The sequence below is a fragment of the Reyranella sp. genome, from assembly GCF_050185545.1.
Classification (GTDB): domain Bacteria; phylum Pseudomonadota; class Alphaproteobacteria; order Reyranellales; family Reyranellaceae; genus Reyranella.
Genome location: NZ_JBFWZI010000023.1, coordinates 1 through 15,471, shown reverse-complemented (window position 1 = coordinate 15,471; position 15,471 = coordinate 1). Strand labels below are relative to the sequence as shown.

General features: G+C 66.0%; 12 protein-coding genes. 2 read left to right on the top strand and 10 right to left on the bottom strand.

The window, feature by feature from the left end:
- Positions 1–24: 24 nt before the first annotated feature.
- From AB7O82_RS09000 to AB7O82_RS08980, 5 genes are all read right to left on the bottom strand, one after another.
- Positions 25–1,245, bottom strand: coding sequence for an ABC transporter substrate-binding protein (locus tag AB7O82_RS09000; protein ID WP_428548209.1), 1,221 nt, complete (start codon positions 1,243–1,245; stop codon positions 25–27).
- Between the two features lie 75 nt (positions 1,246–1,320).
- Positions 1,321–2,376, bottom strand: a complete 1,056-nt coding sequence (locus AB7O82_RS08995; protein WP_428548212.1) for a branched-chain amino acid ABC transporter permease — start codon at positions 2,374–2,376, stop codon at positions 1,321–1,323.
- 3 nt (positions 2,377–2,379) lie between these two features.
- Complete coding sequence (locus tag AB7O82_RS08990; protein WP_428548215.1) at positions 2,380–3,285, bottom strand: branched-chain amino acid ABC transporter permease; 906 nt, start codon at positions 3,283–3,285, stop codon at positions 2,380–2,382.
- A gap of 12 nt (positions 3,286–3,297) precedes the next feature.
- Positions 3,298–4,011, bottom strand: a complete 714-nt coding sequence (locus tag AB7O82_RS08985; RefSeq protein WP_428548218.1) for an ABC transporter ATP-binding protein — start codon at positions 4,009–4,011, stop codon at positions 3,298–3,300.
- Entirely contained in the window at positions 4,012–4,800 is a 789-nt protein-coding gene (locus AB7O82_RS08980) for an ABC transporter ATP-binding protein (protein WP_428548242.1), read from the bottom strand. It abuts the gene before it with no gap.
- Positions 4,801–5,062: 262 nt separating this feature from the next.
- Between AB7O82_RS08980 and AB7O82_RS08975 the strand changes: the two genes are divergently transcribed.
- Positions 5,063–6,160, top strand: a complete 1,098-nt coding sequence (locus AB7O82_RS08975) for an EF-hand domain-containing protein (RefSeq protein ID WP_428548221.1) — start codon at positions 5,063–5,065, stop codon at positions 6,158–6,160.
- A 167-nt stretch (positions 6,161–6,327) separates the two neighbouring features.
- Here the strand turns inward: AB7O82_RS08975 and AB7O82_RS08970 are convergent, their stop codons facing one another.
- The 3 genes from AB7O82_RS08970 to glmU are packed head-to-tail and all read right to left on the bottom strand — an operon-like array spanning position 6,328 to position 9,907.
- Positions 6,328–6,687 (bottom strand): DUF1330 domain-containing protein, encoded by a 360-nt coding sequence (locus tag AB7O82_RS08970; RefSeq protein WP_428619208.1) that lies wholly within the window; start codon positions 6,685–6,687, stop codon positions 6,328–6,330.
- A gap of 43 nt (positions 6,688–6,730) precedes the next feature.
- A complete protein-coding gene (glmS, locus tag AB7O82_RS08965; RefSeq protein WP_428548227.1) occupies positions 6,731–8,560 on the bottom strand; it encodes a glutamine--fructose-6-phosphate transaminase (isomerizing) in 1,830 nt (609 codons plus the stop codon).
- 18 nt (positions 8,561–8,578) lie between these two features.
- A complete protein-coding gene (gene glmU / locus AB7O82_RS08960) occupies positions 8,579–9,907 on the bottom strand; it encodes a bifunctional UDP-N-acetylglucosamine diphosphorylase/glucosamine-1-phosphate N-acetyltransferase GlmU (protein ID WP_428548230.1) in 1,329 nt (442 codons plus the stop codon).
- 99 nt (positions 9,908–10,006) lie between these two features.
- Between glmU and AB7O82_RS08955 the strand changes: the two genes are divergently transcribed.
- On the top strand, positions 10,007–10,711 hold the full coding sequence (locus AB7O82_RS08955; protein WP_428548233.1) for an HAD-IA family hydrolase: 705 nt from the start codon (positions 10,007–10,009) through the stop codon (positions 10,709–10,711).
- 30 nt (positions 10,712–10,741) lie between these two features.
- Here the strand turns inward: AB7O82_RS08955 and AB7O82_RS08950 are convergent, their stop codons facing one another.
- Both AB7O82_RS08950 and AB7O82_RS08945 read right to left on the bottom strand, forming a co-directional pair.
- A complete protein-coding gene (locus tag AB7O82_RS08950; protein WP_428619206.1) occupies positions 10,742–12,298 on the bottom strand; it encodes a hypothetical protein in 1,557 nt (518 codons plus the stop codon).
- 756 nt (positions 12,299–13,054) lie between these two features.
- A partial coding sequence (locus tag AB7O82_RS08945) for a beta strand repeat-containing protein (RefSeq protein WP_428619204.1) occupies positions 13,055–15,471 on the bottom strand: 2,417 nt, incomplete at its 5' end.

The following is a 15,471-nucleotide window of genomic DNA, read 5'->3' as shown; positions in this document are numbered from 1 at the left end:
TTGCGGCAGGTGCGCAGGCGGGCGTCAGGTCGCCTCGGCCGACAGGACGTCACCGAACAGTTCCCAGCTCTCGCCCTTGAAGCGTTGGAGCTGGACCGCCTGAACCGGGTAGAAGTCGGTCGGGCTGGTGCTGACGGTGATGCCGGGCAGCAGGCACGGCACGCGCAGCTTCTGGTGGTTGGCGGCCTGACGCATCAGGTTCGCGCGCGTGAGGTTGTCGCCGCACTTCTTCAGTGTCTGCTCGATCAGGAACGACACCGAATAGGCGTAGACGTAGTTCACGTCGCCGACATTGCCGTTGGGGACGTACTTGGCCATCCACTCGCGCCAGGTCTTCATCTCGGCGTCGTTGTCCCACTGCTTGTCGGTCGGGTCCTTGAGCCAGGCCGCCGTGATGACGCCCTGCACGTTCTCGAAGCCGGCCGGCTTCATCGTCGTCGTCACCTGGGCCGAGACGTTGTTGAGGTACTGCACCGGCCGCCAGCCGATCTCGGCCGCCTTGCGCATCGACTGCGCGGCGAACTTCGGGATCGAGATGTTGAAGAAGACGTTGGCGCCGGAGTCCTTGAGCTGGATGGTCTGGCTGTCGACCGTCGGGTCCGTCACCTCGTAGGTGACGTGCTTGACGACGCGGCCGGCTTCCTTGCCCAGGCCGTCCTTGAAACCCTCCCAGTAATCCTTGCCATAGTCGTCGTTCTGCATCAGCACGCCGATCTTGGCGTCCTTGACGTTGGCCAGGATGTGCTTGGCGTAGATGACGGCCTCGGTATGGTAGTCGGGCTGGTAGCCCATCGTCCACGGGAACTCCTTGGGCTTGCCCCACTTGGATGCCCCGGTGGCGACGAACAGCATCGGCACCTTCTTCTGGTTCATGTACTTGTGGATCGCCGTGTTGGTCGGCGTTCCCAGCGTCTGGAACAGGGCCAGCACCTTCTCCTGCTCGACGAGCTGGCGGACCATCTCCACCGTCTTGGGCGGCGAGTAGCCGTCGTCGAGGGTGACGAACTTGATCATCCGGCCGTTGATGCCGCCGCGGTCGTTGACACTCTTCCAATAGGCTTCCTCAGCCTTCCCGATGATGCCGTAGGAAGACGCAGGCCCGCTGTAGGGGTTGGTATGACCGATCTTGATCTCCTTGTCGGTCGCCCCCTCGTCGTACTTCTTTTGCGCATACGCTACTCGGGTACCCGAAAGCACTGCAGCGGCCGCGAGACCGCCGACGACGCTACGCCTGTTCGTCTTCATGGTTATCCTCCCTGGGTGGGTTTACGCCATCGACTACTCCTTACTCGGATGCGTGGTTTTTTCAGGCTCAGGCGGTCAGGCGCGCTGCTTGGCAGCGGCCTGATGTTCCTTGGCCGGCGTGCCGCGCAGGCTGCTGCGCAGGCTGCGGATCAGGTGGGTGACGCCGCCCACGATGCCCATCGGCATCAGGTACATCAGCACGATCAGCAGGATGCCGAACACCGTGTAGGCCGACAGGTCGAATTGCAGGCCAAGGTCGTTCTTGACGAAGGTCGAGAGCGCCTGGGCGGAGTTGTCGACCAGCACGTAGAAGATGCCCCCCACCACCGACCCGGCCAGCGAGCCGATGCCGCCCACCACCAGGCCGATCAGGAACTTGATCGACAGGAAGAAGTTGAAGCTGTCGGGCGCAACGAAGGCGATTGCCGAGGCCGAGAGCGCGCCCGCGATGCCGGTATAGGCGGCGCTGATGCCGAAGGTCACGGTCTTGTACAGGGCGGTGTCGATGCCCATCGTGTCGGCGGCCATGTACTGGTCGCGAATCGCCATCATGGCGCGCCCGCTGCGGCTGTTCAGAATGTTGGCGGCCGCCCAGTACAGCAGCACCATGACGACCAGTATGTAATAGTAAAGCCACTGGTCCTCGCTGAGAGGCAGGCCGAACGGCGCCTCGGGCTTGCTGAGCACGATGCCCTGCACGCCGCCGGTCAGGCCTTCGAGCCACTTGTATTTCAGGATCTGCGGCACCGCGAGCGCCAGCGCGAAGGTGGCCAAGGCCAGGTAGTGGCCCTCGAGCTTGAGGGCCGGCAGGCCGAACAGGTAGCCAACGATGAAGCAGATGATGGCTGCTGCCGGCAGGGTCAGCCAGTAGGGCCAGCCGAGCTGGTCCATCAGAATTGCCGCCACGTAGGCGCCGACGGCGTAGAACGCGCCGTGGCCGAGCGAGATCTGGCCGTTGAAGCCGGTCAGGAGGTTCAGCCCCAGCACCGCGATGGCCGCTATCATCATGGTGCTGACCAGGAACAGGCGGTAGTCGGACACCACGTCCGGCACGGCGTCGCGCAGCAGCGGGACCAGGAAGGCCGCCGCCAGCAGAGCCCACAGCCACGCCTTGTTGGAAGTTCGGGGCATGGCTCAGACCCTCTTCACGACGACGCGACCGAACAGGCCAGCGGGTTTCACGGTAAGAACGAAAATGACGATGATCAGCGCGACAGTGAGTTTCTCGCCGTTGCCGATGATGTAGACCCCGGTCGCCTTCTCGATCTGGTTGCCGGCGAAGGCCACCATGTTCTCGAGCACGCCGACGATGAAGCCGCCCAGCACCGCGCCACCCGGGTTGCTGATGCCGCCCACCAGGGCACTGGCGAAGGCGTAGAGCAGGATGCCGCCCATCATGTTGGGATCGAGATAGACGATGTGCGCTACCATCATGCCGGCCACCGCGCCTACCGCCGCGGCAAGTCCCCAGCCCAGCGCCAGCATCCAGTCGACGCGCACGCCGACCAGCCGCGCCATCTGCGGGTTCTGCGCCGCCGCGCGCATGGCGAGGCCGAGCGGCGTGTAGCGGAAGAAGACGAACAGCAGCCCGAGCACCACCAGGGTGACGACCACGACGCCGAGCTGGTGCGGCCCGATCACGCCGGCGATCCCGAAACTGCTCTTGGGGAACGGCGTCGGATATTCCTTGATCAGGTAGCTCCATATCGCGCCCGCCACCGAATTGCAGATCGCCAGCAGGCCGATGAACACCACGACGATCGACAGCAGCGGCGCGCTGTGCAGCGGTCTCAGGATCACCCGTTCTATGATCACGCCCATGATGAAGGACAGCACCACGGCGGCGGCGAAGGCGACCCAGAAGCTCGCCCCCCACGTCATGAGCTGCCAGCTTATGTAGGTCGAGAACATCGCCATCTCGCCCTGGGCGAAATTGATGTGGTCGGTCGACACGTAGATCATGACCAGCGCCAGGGCGACGCAGGCATAGATCGCACCGTTGGCCAGGCCGGAGGCAATCTGCTGGAGAAACTGTTCCATGATCTCCGACTTCTAGTAGCCGAGGTAGGACTTGCGAACGTTCTCGTCGTTCTTGATCTCATCGGACGGGCCCGACATCACGACCCGTCCGGTTTCCAGCACGTAGGCGTGATCGGCGAGATCGAGGGCGAGCGCCGCGTTCTGCTCGACCAGCAGCATGCTTACCCCTTCCTCCTCGTTGATGCGCCGCATGATGCGGAAGATTTCCACGACGATCAGCGGCGCCAGGCCGAACGACGGCTCGTCGAGGAGCATCAGGCGCGGCTTCAGCATCAGGGCGCGGGCAATTGCCAGCATCTGCTGCTCGCCGCCCGACAACGTGCCGGCCTGCTGCTGGACTCGCTCCTTGAGCCGCGGAAAATAGGTGAACACCCGCTCGAGATCGGTCTGGACGGCCGACTTGTCCTTGCGCGTGTATGCGGCGATGCGAAGATTCTCGTCGACCGTGAGCGTCGTGAAGGTGCCGCGGCCCTCGGGCACGTGGGCGATGCGGAGGCGAACGATCTCCTCGGTCGCCATGTTCTTGAGATCCCTGCCCTCGAAGCGGATCGAGCCGTCGGTGCGCACCATGTTGCAGATCGCGCGTAGAGTCGTCGTCTTGCCGGCGCCGTTGGCGCCCAGCAGGGTCGTGATGCCCCCGCTCTCGATCTCGAAGCCAACGTCGTATAGCGACTGCGTCTGCCCGTAGAATGCCTTGAGGCCTCTTACTTCCAGCAGCGCAGCCATTTACGAGGTCCCCAGATAGGCGCGGATCACTTCCGGATCACGCTGCACCTCGGCCGGCGTGCCATCGGCGATCTTCTTGCCGAAATCGATCGCCACCACCTTGTCCGAGACGGACATGACCAGGCTCATGTGATGCTCGACCAGCAGCACGGTGACGTTCTGCGTATCGCGCACGCGCTTGATCTGGCCCTTCAGCACGTCGATCTCGTCGTGGTTCAGGCCGGCCGCCGGCTCGTCGAGCAGCAGCAGCTTGGGACTCGAGGCCAAGGCTCGCGCAAGCTCGACCCGCTTGCGGATCGGAAACGGTAGCCCGCCCGCCATGGCGTTGGTGAACGGCTCGAGATCCATGAAGGCGATCAGCTCGTGCGCGCGCTCGGCGATGTGCTCCTCCTCCGGCTTCACCTTGGGAAGGCGCAGCGCATTATCGAGGAAGCCGGTCGAGCTCCTGCTGTGGCAGCCGACCTTGACATTGTCGAGCACCGACATGCGATCGAACAGCGCCACGTTCTGGAACGTGCGGCCGATGCCGATCTGCGGGATTGCGTGACGCGGCCGGTCTAGAATGGTCCGGCCCTCGAAACGGATGTCGCCGCTGTTGGGCGTATAGAGCCGACTGAGGCAATTGAAGAGGGTGGTCTTGCCGGCGCCGTTGGGGCCGATCAGGCCCGCCACTTGTCCGGCAAAGACGTCGAACGTGACGCCATCGAGCGCGACGATTCCGCCGAAGCGGACCGACACGTCGTACACGCTGAGTAGCGGTTCGCCGCTGGATGAAGACGGTCCTGCCATGGTCATGCTGGATTCGCAGCCCGGCACATATTACGTCCCGATCACGCGAAATTACCCTTGCCTCCCAATACCTTGCGACCCTTCTTCGGGGTCATGCCTCGAAAACCACGATGGCTCATCCCGGGAACTGGCGCAACCCAAATGGCGGTCCGCCATGCTTTCGGCGTGATTGCGTCGCAGGATCGATCCGCAGCGCGGAGTGTTGACACGCCGCGCGTTGCCATTGATACGAAACGACCCCTCACATTCCGGTTCACCGCCGATGAAGCGATTGCTCCCCCCCATTCTTTTCGCTCTGACCGCCGTCGGCACCCCTGCGTTCGCGCAGACGCCGCCGACGCAAGGCTGGCCCGCGGCGCGCCCTGCCGACCAGACCGCGCCCCAGGCGAAGCCGCCGCAGACGACCCAGAAACCGGCGCCCGCCGCGACGCCGCCCGCCCAGACCGCCACCGGCACTCCGCCGCCGGTGCCGCTGCCGCTGTGGTTCGTCGAGATCGACACCGAGAAGAAGGGCGAGGTGTCTCGGGCCGACTTCCTGAAGTATCGCATGAAGTCGTTCGACCAGCTCGATACCAACAAGGACGGCAAGCTCTCGCTCGAAGAGTTCGTCAAGGTGGCCGAGCCGCCCTTCTCGCACGACGTCGCCAACGGTCCGAGCCTCGATGAGCGCCGCAATCGCGCCAAGGCGGAGTTCGGCAATCTCGACACCAACCGCGACGGCTTCGTCGAGCGCGCCGAGACCGAGGCGCTGATCCATTCCGAGTTCAACCAGTACGACACGGACCGCGACAACAAGGTCACCGAGCCGGAGGTGCGGCTGATCGTGCAGCGTTCGATCGCGCGCGAGCAGCAGGAGCGCCAGCAGATGGAGCAGCGCCGACGCCAGGGCATGGCGGCGGTCAACGACTTCATCGACATGCAACTGCGCGAGGCCGACAAGCTCGACAAGAACAACGACGTCAAGATCAGCCAGCAGGAATACGTGACCCTGGCCGGACCGGCCGACGGCCCGCAGGCCCAGGGGCTGCTGCCCTACGACATCCGCCGCCAGCTCGTGCTGCGCAAGTTCCAGGAGATCGACACCAACAAGGACGGCGTGCTCGACCGCGTCGAGATGACCGCATCGGCGGTCAAGCAGTTCATCGAGATGGACGCCAACAAGGACCGCTTCCTCAACGAGGAGGAATTCAAGAAGGCGCAGGAAGCCGAGACCAAGAAGATGCGCGCCATCATCCAGGCGATGCAGCCCGCCAAGCCGGCGCCCGCGCCCGCCCAGCGACCCGCCCCGGCGCAGCCGCGCCCCCAGCCGCAGCAGGCGCCACCGGGCCTCGCGCCTGGCCTGCCCCAGGGGACGCGGTAAGGCTATTCTCATCCTCCGCCCCGGCGTGGTTCGGCAAAGCCGGGAAGCAATGGCGTTAGGCTACCCGCCTGATCAGCTAACATGAGCGTCTGTGCCTGGGCGGTGCCGATCAGGACCGTAGTGAGGTCGGACGACCTCGCCCACGAGCCTGCCGGCTGATCGAGGGCCTACTCGGCGGCTTCCACAATTCGGATGTCGCGCTCGACCGAATCACCCAGAAGCTCCCGGGCGGCGCGATAGCCGGGGCTGTCGTAGGCCGCCACGGCGCTCGTGACATTGTCGAACTCGATGACGACGGTGCGCAGGTTCAGGCCCGCCTCGAGGGTCTTGGCCGGCATCCCGCGAACCACGATGCGCCCGCCCGCGGCGCCGATCGCCGGGCCGGCGAGCTTCGCGTATGCCTCGAGAGCCGCGGGGTCCTTGATCGAACGATAATTTGCGATCCAGTAGGCCTTTGCCATCAACGCCTCCGTTGCGGGGTCCAGCACGCCATCGTGTCTTGTGCTCCGCAACGCACGGCCGTTCAAGACGTGCCGCTGCTCTCCATCGATTGGCTGACGACCGTGCGCCCTACTCCACCGTCACGCTCTTCGCCAGGTTCCGTGGCTGGTCGACGTCCGTGCCCTTCGCGACCGCCGTGTAGTAGGCGATGAGCTGCACCGGCACGGTATAGAGAATGGGCACGACCAGTGGATCGACCGCGGGCAGCGTCACGGTCGCCGCGGCATGCTCGGCAAGCCGCGCGGCGCCCGCTGCATCGCTCAGCAGGACCAGCTTGCCGCCGCGGGCGTGAACCTGCTCGAAGTTGGAGGCCGTCTTGTCGAACAAGGCGTCGCTCGGGGCAACCACCACCACCGGCACCGATTCGTCGATCAGGGCGATCGGGCCGTGCTTCATCTCGCCGCCGGCATAGCCCTCGGCGTGGATGTAGGAGATTTCCTTCAGCTTCAGTGCGCCTTCGAGGGCAATCGGGAAGGATGGGCCGCGGCCGATATAGAGGACGTCGCGGGCAACCGCGAGTATGTCCTCGGCGATACGCTGGTACTGTGCCTCCAGTGCCAGCGCCTCGTTGAGGGCGGCCGGCAGCTCGATCAGGGCGTGGGCAAGACGGGCTCCGTCCTCTGCCGACAAGGTACCGCGCGCCCGGCCGGCGGCGCTCGCCGCGGCGAGCAGCACCGTGAGCTGCGTGGTGAAGGCCTTCGTCGAGGCGACGCCGATCTCGGGCCCCGCCAGGGTCGGCAGCACGGCGTGGGCTTCGCGGGCGATGGCGCTTTCCGGCACGTTGACCACCGCCACGATGGTCTGGCCGTGACGCTTGGCGTAGCGCAGCGCCTCCAGCGTATCGATGGTTTCGCCCGACTGGGAAATGGCGAGGCAGATGCCCCCCTTCCCGGGCAGCGGCGGCTCGCGATAGCGCAGCTCGGACGCCACCTCGACCTCGACCGGCAGTCGGGCGAGCTTCTCGAACCAGTACTTCGCCACCAGGCCGGCGTAGAAGGCCGTGCCGCAGGCAGTGATGGTGAGCCGGCCCGCACTCGTCCAATCGATCGGCGGCGTCGCGGGAAGCCGGACGGCTCGGGTCGCGGGATCGAGGTAGGTCTGAAGCGTGTCGCCCACCACGGCCGGCTGCTCGTAGATCTCCTTCAGCATGAAATGGCGGTGGTTGCCCTTGCCCATCATGGCGCCGGAGATGCCGCTCTGCTTGATCGGGCGACTCACTTCCTCGCGGCCCGAAAAGATCGTGGCGCCGGCCGGTCGCAGCACCACCCAGTCGTCCTCTTCGAGGTAGGTCACGCGCTTGGTAAAGGGCGCGAGTGCAAGTGCGTCGGTGCCGATATACATCTCGCCGTCGCCATAGCCGACCGCGAGCGAGCTGCCGCGGCGCGCGCCCAGCAGCAGGTCGTGGCGGCCGGCGAACAACGCCACCAGGGCGAAGGCGCCACGCAGGCGCTCCATCGCCGCAGCCATTGCCTCCTGGGGCGTGGCCTGGTGCTCGAGCAGCGACGTCAGGAGCTGCGCCACCACCTCGGTGTCGGTGTCGCTGTCGAAGCGGCGGCCCTCGGCGATCAGCTCGTCCTTGAGCTCCTGGTAATTCTCGATGATGCCGTTGTGGACGACGGCGACACGGTCGGTGGCGATGGGGTGTGCGTTGCGCTCCGACGGCTTTCCATGCGTTGCCCAGCGCGTGTGGCCGATGCCGATGGTGCCGGCGAGCGGCTCGCGGGCAAGCCGCGCCTCGAGGTTCACCAGCTTCCCTTCGGCCCGGCGGCGATCGATGTGGCCGTTGACCAGCGTCGCGACGCCGGCCGAATCGTAGCCGCGATACTCCAGGCGCTTCAGCGCCTCCACCAGCAGCGGGGTGACGGACGCCTTGCCGATGATGCCGATGATGCCGCACATGGGAGGGCTCGCTGGTTGCTATTTGCCGGCGCGGGCTTTCAGCCGTGCCCGAAGCTCGCCCGCCCGGCCCTTCTTTGTCACCTGTCTTGCCCGCCCGAAGGCAAGCGCCCCGGCCGGCACGTCCTCCGTGATGACGCTGCCCGCCGTCACGTTGGCGCCGTTGCCGATTCGGACCGGCGCCACCAGCGAGGAATTGGAGCCGACGAAGGCGTCGCGGCCGATGATGGTGCGGTGCTTGCCGTAGCCATCGTAGTTCACGGCGATGGTGCCGGCGCCGATGTTGCTCGCCTCGCCAATGTCGCTGTCGCCGAGATAGGCCAGGTGGTTGGCCTTGGCGCCGCGCCCCATGCGGGTCGCCTTGAGCTCGACGAAGTTGCCTATATGCACACGATCGGCGACCACCGAGCCCGGCCGGATGCGGGTAAACGGACCGACGATGGTATCGCGGCCGATCCGGACGCCCTCGATGTCGCAGAACGCCCTGATCTCGCTACCCACGCCCACGCTGACGCCCGGGCCGAAGCGCACGCACGGGCCGATCGATACGTCGGCGGCGAGCCGCGTGTCGGCGGCGAGCCACACCGTTTCCGGGTCCTGCATGCCAACGCCTGCATCGAGGGCGGCGCGGCGGAGGCGCTGCTGCAGGGCGCGCTCGGCAGCGGCGAGCTCTTCGCGCGAGTTGATGCCCTGGAACTCGGCTTCCTCGCCGGTCACGGCGATAGTGCGATGGCCGGCGGCGCGGGCGATCGCCACGACGTCGGTGAGATAGAACTCCCGCTTGGCGTTGCGATTGCGGATGGCGCCGAGCAGCCCGGGCAGCAGCTCGCCGGAGATGCACATCACGCCCGAATTGCAGAGTTTCACCTGCTTCTCGGCCGGCGCGGCGTCGCGGCTCTCGACGATCTTCTCCAGCCCGCCGTCGCGCAGGATCAGGCGTCCATAGGGCGCGGGATCGGCCGCCTCGAACCCCAGCACGCCGACGGCGGCCCTCGCGCGCGAGCAAGCCGCCACCAGGCGGCGAAGCGTCGCCGTCGTGATCAGCGGCGCGTCGCCGAACACCACGAGCACCGGCCCGCGATGCCCGGCGAGCGCCGATAGCGCCGCGCGCGCCGCATGCCCCGTGCCCAGCGGCTTGTCCTGCACGACGACCGCGTGCGGCGCGAAGGCGGCGGCCACGCTCTTCGCGCCCGGCGCCACGACGCCCACGATGCGCGGCGCCGGCCGCAGCGCGCAAGCATTCTCGATCACGTGGCGCACCATCGGCCAGCCGGCGAGCGAATGGAGGACCTTGGGAATACGCGACTTCATGCGCGTGCCGGCCCCGGCCGCCAGGACGACGACGGCCACGGGGTCCGCGGCGCGAGCCGCAGCGCGGGACGATTTCATGCCCGTCCGATGCCACGACACTGGCGGTCCTGCAAGGCGAGTGTGCTAAGGAGGGTGTGCATGCACCCGAACGCCGACAATCTCATCGCCGCCCGGTTCGACACGATCATCTACGACCTCGACGGCACCCTGATCGACAGCGCGCGCGACATGTGCGTGGCGGTGAGCCGGCTGATGGCCGATCACAACCTGCCGCCGATCAGCGACGACGACGCCCGCCTGTTCATGGGCGAAGGCAGCAAAGTCACCATCAAGCGCGCCTTCGCCAAGAACGGAATCACGCTGGACGATGCGGCGCTGAGCGCCGCGACGCGGCAGTTCGTGCAGTACTACGAGGAGTTTCCCGTGCGCTACACCGTGGCCTTCGACGGCGTCGCCGAGGTGGTGGCGCGGCTCGACCAGCTGGGTCTGAGGCAGGGCGTCGCCACCAACAAGTTCGAGAACCCGGCGCGCACGATCCTGCGCGACCTGAAGCTGATGCCGCCGATTGCCGACGTCGCCGGGGCCGACACCTTCACGGTGCGCAAGCCTGACCCCGGCCATGTCCTGAAGCTCATCGACAGGCTCGGCGGTCGGCGCGACCGCGCCATCATGATCGGCGATTCGATCCACGATGTCGCCGCCGCTCATGCGGGCGGCCTGCCGGCGGTGCTGGTGAGCTGGGGCTACACGGCACGGCCGGCGAAGGAGCTTGGCGCCGAAGCGGTGATCGATCACTTCGCCCGCCTGCCCCAGGCGTTGGAGCAGATCGCCGCGCGCGGCTGACCCGCCCGGCGAAGCAGCCCTGGTCTTTGTCTAGCCCCGTGAATCCCTGCCGTCGCCGGGCGACGCCGCCGGCGGCGGCCGCGTGCAATCGAAGGTGATCAGTCGCGGCTCGATGGCGAAGGCCGGATGGCTGTCAGGCTGGGCGGGCGGCGGCGACCTGGGCCAGGCGCCGCTCGCCAGGCGCGCCTCGATGATCGGCACGAGTTGCTGCAGCACGATCCAGGCTCGCAGATTGATGCCGGGCTGGGTGTTATGGATGGCGTCGGCGAACAGGTCGGGATCGAACGGCATGTAGCGCACGATGTCGATGAACGGCACTCCGCGCGTGGCGGCGTACTTGGCGAAGACGCGATTCTGGAAGGCCGCCAGCCGCGCAATGTCGCGATAGCGGAACGGGAAGTGGTTGACGTTGAGGTAGTCGTAGATCAGCCGGTTGCGCAGCGGGTTCAGGACCATGCCCTCGCGCACCAGCCACATGAAGGACGCGACCGCGAACTCGCTGCCCACCTCAGCGAGCTCTTTGCGCATCCGGTCGAGATCGGCGACGATGACGGGAAGGTTGACCGGCAAATCCGGGCTCGCGATGTCAGGATCGGCCTCGTCGACGCCGCGCGGCCATTCGAGTTTGTAGTCGGGCTTCGGCGGCTCGCCCCCGCCCTCCGTGATCTCCGTCATGCCGAACAGCGCGCGCCCCCGTCGCGCCAGGGCCGACCAGCCTGACGCCTCGCGCAACCAGTCGGCCACAGTGCCCTCCCGGCCCTGCTGATCGCCCGGCGGGCGGGCAGGCAGATTCTTGACCAGCGGCGCCAGCTCGAACTGGTTGGCGCCTTCGTAGTAAAGGACCAGGTCGGGGCGGAGCGGCAGGACCTCCTGCCGCACGATCGCTTCGATATCAGGCGACTTCACAGCCTCGCGCCCGGCGTTGATGACTTCGAACCTGAGGCCGGGATGGTTGGCGGCGGCCCATAGGCCGAGCCAGTAGTGAAGCATCTCCGAGCCGGAGTACGCTGTGGCGTGCGCCTCCGCCGTCGTCGAGGCGCCGATAAGGACGATGCGCACGGTGTCGGGCCGGCGCCTGTAGTCGACCGGCGGGCCGCGGAAGCCAAATTGATTGGTGACCAGCCCGAGCGGCGTGGTGGTATTGGGCAGGTAGCGATAGAACGGCTGGCGCTCCCCCGAAGGCGGATCGAACACGATCAGCCGACCGGGTGCGCCGCTGAAAAACGGGCTGGCGCACGGATCGCCGACGAAGGCAGCGTTCCATGCCTTGAAGAAGTCCGGCGGCCTGAAGTCGGTGCGAAAGTCGGCCCTCGCCAAGGGGTCGGCAGGCGCCGCGCCCTCCGTCCAGGGCGAGTGCTGGCCGCGGTTGGGCAACGGGGGCGGCGGGCGGTAGAACCACGTGCGATCGACCCCGCGCGCGAGCGGCACCGAGTCGATATGCTGCGCCGTGGTGTCAAGCCCCATCGAGCCCCTGGCTTCGGGCAGCCGCAACTCCAAGAACGAATGTCCATCGATCCAGCGTGTCGCCGCCTCCGCCACCGCGAGGCAGAGCACGACCGACACCGCTACCAGGAATCCGTTTGCCAACACTCGCCGCATCAGGCCCCGTGATCTTCCGACCCTCGGCCCGATGTCAAGGGGCGGCACGGTGTGGATTGTTCCGGGGGGATGGATGGTGGGCGCTGTAGGGATTGAACCTAGGACCCCACCCGCGTGAAGGCCCCCGCCTCGTTAACCCATTGAATAATTTACATCTTCTCAATCACCAGACTGCACCAAACATCACGAATCGGCGGGGAAGCAAAGCACCCATCTGCCTTCACACGGCGTTTGCGTAATTCTTCGACTCATCGTGGATGTGGTGACCATACACCTTGGTGATCGTGGCGACACTGGTGGCAGTGAGACCCGACACCTGCCACACGGGCACGCAGTAGCCACGTGATCCGTGTGTGCTTCATGATGTGGGGCGTGATCTCGCCGGGGTTCAGAATCTTCACCTTGCCCGCGGCGTTGGTCTGCGTCCTGATCAGGCCGGCCCGAAGGGCCGCGTTCTGGAAGGCATCCTTGACGGACAGCAACGGGCCACCCCGGTGATGCACTACGTACTCGCCGACTGGCCGACCCTGTTCTCTGGCCAACCTTGTTCCCTGGCCCAGGCGTAACGCAAGAAGCGCATCAACCTGTCGGACTGCGGTGCATTCGGTCGCTTCTTCTTCGTCTGCGGTAGCAGCTTGCCCTTTGCATCCCTACGCCGGAATTCCACCGACCCACCTTGAAAATTCACCTGGGTCCACTTGAGGGACAAGATGGCCTCATGCCGGGCTGCCGTGTACAGCCCGATCAGAGCAGAAAATCCCCCGAACTAAGCTGGGAGATGTGCACGCCCGACAACGTCACCGTGTCGGAAGCGTCCAACGTGATTACCGTGTTGGCGCCGACGTCGGAGGCCAACGTCATGACTTCCGCGAAGGAGGCGAAATCATAGGCCGTGAGATCGATCTTGTCGGTGCCCGACGTGAAATCACCAACCTTGTCGTGGCCTGACGCGAGACCAAAGACAAGGATATCGTTGCCGGTGCCGCCGACAAGGAGGTCATTGCCCGCTCCCCCGTTCAGCGTGTCGACACCCCCGCCGCCGTTGAGCGTGTCGTCGCCGACATTGCCGTACAGGTTCATCGCGAACTCATTGCCCGTTAGCCGGAGGCCATTGACCCCGGTGGCGTACATATGTTCGATCTCCTGGCCCGCCGCCACCGTGTAGTCGACGCTGGTGAAGATGATGTCGCTTCTTGGCGGGTCGCCGGAGAACCCCGTGCCGTCGTTCTGCGCCGCATCGATCACCTGATCACCGATGTTGTCGACGTAGTAGGTGTTGCGACCTGTTCCACCTGTCATGATGTCCGCTCCGGCGCCGCCGTCGAGGGCGACGGTGGACCCTACAGCCGTCAGCGTATCGTCGCCGGCACCGCCGATGAGAGCGTATTTGATGCCGCCAGCCGTCAGATGAAGGCCGGCCGACCCGACAACGCGCACCGTAGCGCCCGACACATTGCCGGTCGCCGTCCAGTCGGTGCTGACATAGATGGTCGAGGTCCAGGTGCTGCCGAAGACCTGGTCGCCGGCGTTGTCGACATAGATCGTATCGGAGGACGGGATGCCCATGATGCTGCCATCGATCGAGCTGCCAAAGTACTCGCTACCGGTATCCATGATATCGGCGCCGGCGCCGCCGTCGATGATGTCGCTTCCAGCTCCGCCGAAAATGTGGTCGTCACCCGCTCCACCGCGCAGCGTATCGCCCGGCGGAGGATCAAACGGGCCGCTTAGCTGAGCGCCGCCTTTGATGGTGTCGTTGCCCGCTCCGCCTGTCAGGGTATCAGAGCCTTCAGCGCCGACCAGCTCCATCCCGAAGTCGTTGCCCGTCAGACGCAGGCCATTCACCCCTGCGACGCGCAGGTACTCGACCTCCTGCCCCGCCGCCAGGGGGTAGTCGATGCTGGCATAGATCGTGTCGAACTTGCCGATGATGTTGTCGCTCTCCGCCTCGATCACCTGATCCCCGGCGTTGTCGACATAGTAGTAGTCGGCGTCTGCTCCGCCGATCATGATGTCCGCGCCTGCGCCGCCGTCGAGGCTGTTGACAAACGCCCCGCCCGTCAACGTGTCGTCGCCGTCAGCGCCGACCAGGGTGTTGATGCCGCTGCCGCCCGTCAGATGAAGGCCGGTTGGCCCTACAGCGTACACGGTAGCGCTGTCCACACCACCGCTCACCGTAAAGTCGACACTGGTATAGATGGTTGAAGAAAAGACGTGTCCCACGACCTGGTCGCCGACGTTGTCGACGTGAAAGGTATCCCCTACGCTGAAGTCGCCGCCGTCCATGACGTCGGCTCCGGCGCCGCCAAAAATGACGTCGCTGCCGGCTCCGCCCGTCAGGGTATCGGCACCTTCGCCGCCGACCAGTTCCATCCCGAAGTCGTTGGCCGTCAGATGAAGGCCGTTCTCCCCGTCGACACGCAGAGATTCGATCTCCTGGCCCGCCGCCAGCGTGTAGTCGACGCTGGCGTAGATCGTGTCGTTGCCGCCCCCGCCCGCTTCGATCCCGAGGTCGCCGGCGTTATCGATATGGTAGCTGTCGTCGCCGCCGCCGCCGGCCATCGTGTCAGCGCCGCTGCCGCCATTGAGCGTATCGTTGCCGTCACCGCCGACTAGGTGGTTGGCTAACTGGTTGCCGATAAGCGCAAGGCCAGCCGATCCGTTGTTCCGCAGGAACTCGACCTCCTGGCCGGCCGCCAGCGTGTAGTCGACGCTAGCGTAGATGGTGTCGCTGCCGCCGCCCGCCGCCTCGGTGACCTGGTCGCCGGCATTGTCGACGTAGTATCTGTCGTTGCCGGTGCCGCCCGCCATGAAGTCGGCGCCGGCACCGCCGTTCAGCCCATCATCGCCACCTTCGCCGTTCAGCGTATCGCTGCCCGCGTCTCCGACGAGATAGTTGCCGAACTCGTTGCCCGTCAGGACCAGCCCCGTCGCGATGCCGTAGGCCCGCAGGGACTCGATCTCCTGACCGGCAGCCAGGGTGTAATCGACAGTGCTGTAGACATGGTCGGCGCCTTGTCCGATGGCCTCGGTGATCTTGTCGCCGGCATTGTCGACGTAGTATCTGTCGTTGCCGGTAAGACCGATCATCATGTCGACGCCACCGCCGCCATCGATAACGTCGTCGCCGGACGTGCCGGTCAGCGTCTCGGCGCCCAATC

Bases quoted from the DNA above. Each gene is read 5' to 3' on its own strand.
- AB7O82_RS09000 (WP_428548209.1), bottom strand. From the start codon at position 1,245: ATGAAGACGAACAGGCGTAGCGTCGTCGGCGGTCTCGCGGCCGCTGCA.
- AB7O82_RS08995 (WP_428548212.1), bottom strand. From the start codon at position 2,376: ATGCCCCGAACTTCCAACAAGGCGTGGCTGTGGGCTCTGCTGGCGGCG.
- AB7O82_RS08990 (WP_428548215.1), bottom strand. From the start codon at position 3,285: ATGGAACAGTTTCTCCAGCAGATTGCCTCCGGCCTGGCCAACGGTGCG.
- AB7O82_RS08985 (WP_428548218.1), bottom strand. From the start codon at position 4,011: ATGGCTGCGCTGCTGGAAGTAAGAGGCCTCAAGGCATTCTACGGGCAG.
- AB7O82_RS08980 (WP_428548242.1), bottom strand. From the start codon at position 4,800: ATGGCAGGACCGTCTTCATCCAGCGGCGAACCGCTACTCAGCGTGTAC.
- AB7O82_RS08975 (WP_428548221.1), top strand. From the start codon at position 5,063: ATGAAGCGATTGCTCCCCCCCATTCTTTTCGCTCTGACCGCCGTCGGC.
- glmS (WP_428548227.1), bottom strand. From the start codon at position 8,560: ATGTGCGGCATCATCGGCATCATCGGCAAGGCGTCCGTCACCCCGCTG.
- AB7O82_RS08955 (WP_428548233.1), top strand. From the start codon at position 10,007: ATGCACCCGAACGCCGACAATCTCATCGCCGCCCGGTTCGACACGATC.